2 protein-coding genes are annotated in these 2,851 nt (G+C 51.2%); both read left to right on the plus strand.

Annotation, left to right across the window (positions count from 1 at the left end; all coding sequences use genetic code 11):
• Nucleotides 1-944, plus strand: a 944-nt coding sequence (locus MHN01_RS23190; RefSeq protein WP_239413716.1) for a transporter substrate-binding protein, incomplete at its 5' end; no start/stop codon positions are given.
• A gap of 178 nt (nucleotides 945-1,122) precedes the next feature.
• Nucleotides 1,123-2,730, plus strand: a complete 1,608-nt coding sequence (gene urtB / locus MHN01_RS23195; protein ID WP_370646551.1) for an urea ABC transporter permease subunit UrtB — start codon at nucleotides 1,123-1,125, stop codon at nucleotides 2,728-2,730.
• Nucleotides 2,731-2,851 lie beyond the last annotated feature (121 nt).

Consider the following 2,851-nt stretch of genomic DNA (forward strand, 5'->3'; position numbering starts at 1 on the left):
CGGTATTCGAAGAGCTCAACAGCCTGCTGTTTTATCCTGTGCAGTATGAAGGTGAAGAGTCCTCGAAAAATGTCTTCTATACCGGTGCGGCACCTAACCAGCAGGCTATCCCAGCTGTTGACTACCTGATGAATGAGTTGGAGGTCGAACGCTGGGTACTGGCCGGAACCGATTATGTTTACCCGCGAACTACCAATAAAATCCTTGAAGCCTATCTGGAATCGAAAGGTGTTGCCAAGAGCGACATCATGATCAACTACACCCCTTTTGGCCACTCTGACTGGCAGTCCATTGTTTCCGATATCAAGAAGTTTGGCTCACAAGGCAAGAAAACAGCCGTGGTATCCACAATTAACGGTGACGCCAATGTCCCATTTTATAAAGAACTAGGCTCGCAAGGCGTGTCAGCCGAAGACATTCCTGTGGTTGCCTTTTCTGTCGGTGAGGAAGAGCTATCGGGAATGGATACCTCTCCTTTGGTCGGTCACCTGGCGGCTTGGAACTATTTCATGAGTGTTGATACCGATGAAAATGCTGAGTTCGTCGAAAAGTGGCAGAAATTCATCAAAGACGACAAACGTGTATCGAACGATCCGATGGAAGCCAGCTATATCGGTTTCAATATGTGGGTTGAAGCGGCTGAAAAAGCAGGAACGACGGACTCAGAAGCTATCCAGGAAGCCATTATCGGTGTGACAGTACCGAACCTGTCAGGCGGCTACGCGACAATGATGCCAAACCACCATATTACAAAACCAGTTCTGTTGGGCGAGATCCAGGACGACGGTCAGTTCGAAGTGGTCTGGGAAACCACGGGTTTGGTGGCCGGTGATGCCTGGTCCAACTTCCTCCCTGGCTCCCAAGACCTCTATGCCAGCTGGCTCAAGCCACTTGAGTGCGGCAGCTTCAACGTCGTTACCGGTAAGTGCGCCGGCGCTAAGTAATAACCGGTTTGACACATTAGTTCATTCCGGGCTCTGCACTTGTGGCTAGGCGAGTGCAGAGGCGTGTTTAACGGGTTTCTGGATGAGTACCATTATGACAATAAATAGATGGCCGTTGCCGATAAAGGCAACGTTCCTATACCGATTTGTGCCCGCGACGTTGCTGGGCTTCGTTTTAATGACTTTCTCCGCTATTTCAATTGCTGCAGGCAGTAGCCATGTAGCGTCATTTTCTGATGTCGAGGCTCAGTTATCACAACGTAACTTTGCCACGAAGCAACAAGCTATCGAATGGCTGGCTGAAACTCGCCATCCCGCGGCCAAGTTGATATTAGCCGGCTTGCTTGATGGCCAGGTCTTCTATCTGAAAAAGAACAAGCAGCTATTTTTGATCCCCGAACTGGCCGTAGGTAAGAAAGCGGCACCTATCGCTGATGGAGTAGAAGGCGACGGGGCTGCCGATCAGATGATCAGCAATAAGCGCGACTATAAGAAAGTTGCGTTGAATAACCGGCTGCGAAAGGCGATCCGCTTGGGGATTGCCCAGCTGGATCTAAGTGCTGATAGCGAGGTACTCAGGTTACAGGCCGCAAAAAGCTTGCAGGGTAATACAGCCGAGAATGTTCAGCGCCTTGTAAGAAGTGCCTACCAGAGTGAATCATCACCAAGGGTGAAAGAAGAGCTTGCTTTGGTGCTGGCTGTTGCCGATATCAACGCCTCAGATCCCGAGGTACGCGAGTCAGCGCTGGATCTTCTGAGCAACTCTCTGGAGCCGGTGGCTTTTCAGGCACTGAGTCATGCGCTTGATCTAGAACTGGCAAAAGACAAGGGTAATGCCAAATTCATCGCCGGGATTGAGCGTGCACTAGATGACTATCATCAGAGTCAGCGGATTTATAGCACTGCTGAGACACTCTACTTTGGCTTGAGCCTGGGTTCTGTATTGGTATTGGCCGGGATCGGGCTGGCAATTACCTTTGGTGTGATGGGGGTGATCAACATGGCCCATGGCGAGCTGATTATGCTGGGGGCTTATACCACCTATGTGATGCAGCAACTTATGCCAAATAATATTGGACTGTCGCTGATTTTGTCGATCCCCGCGGCATTTGTCGTTTCCGGCCTGGTAGGTATTGCCATTGAGCGTGGCGTCATCCGCTTTTTGTACGGCAGGCCGTTGGAAACCTTGCTGGCTACATTCGGTATCAGTCTTATTTTGCAGCAGGCTGTTCGCAGTATCTTCTCTCCTCTAAACCGGTCAGTGGCTACGCCGGATTGGATGAGTGGGATGCTTGAAATCAATCCGATGCTCTCACTTACCTATAACCGCCTTTATATCATCATTTTTTGTTTATTGGTGTTCGCAGCCCTGGTGTTTGTTCTCAAGAAGACGCCGCTCGGCCTTCAGGTGCGTGCTGTTTCGCAAAACCGGGCAATGGCGCGGGCGATGGGGGTGCGTTCCGAATGGGTTGATGCCATGACGTTCGGCCTGGGCTCGGGTGTTGCCGGTGTGGCTGGCGTGGCGCTGTCCCAACTGACCAATGTCGGACCCAATATGGGCCAGAGCTACATTATCGATTCCTTCATGGTGGTGGTATTCGGTGGTGTCGGCAACTTATGGGGTACTCTGGTTGCAGGGGTAAGCCTTGGCATTTTCAACAAGGTGCTGGAGCCATGGGCCGGAGCGGTGCTGGCAAAAATACTGGTACTGGTCTTTATCATTCTGTTTATCCAGAAACGACCGCGGGGCCTGTTCCCTCAGCGTGGCCGTGCAGTGGAGGGATAAGACATGCTTAAAACAATTTTAAAGGACGATCGCGGTGGGCAGTTGCTGCTGAGCTTATTGCTGGTGGCTGGTTTTGTTATTCCGGCACTGAATCTGCTGGTACCGCAGGGGCATTTTCTTC

The sequence above is a fragment of the Photobacterium sp. OFAV2-7 genome, assembly GCF_022347985.1.
In the GTDB taxonomy this organism is placed as follows: Bacteria; Pseudomonadota; Gammaproteobacteria; order Enterobacterales; family Vibrionaceae; genus Photobacterium.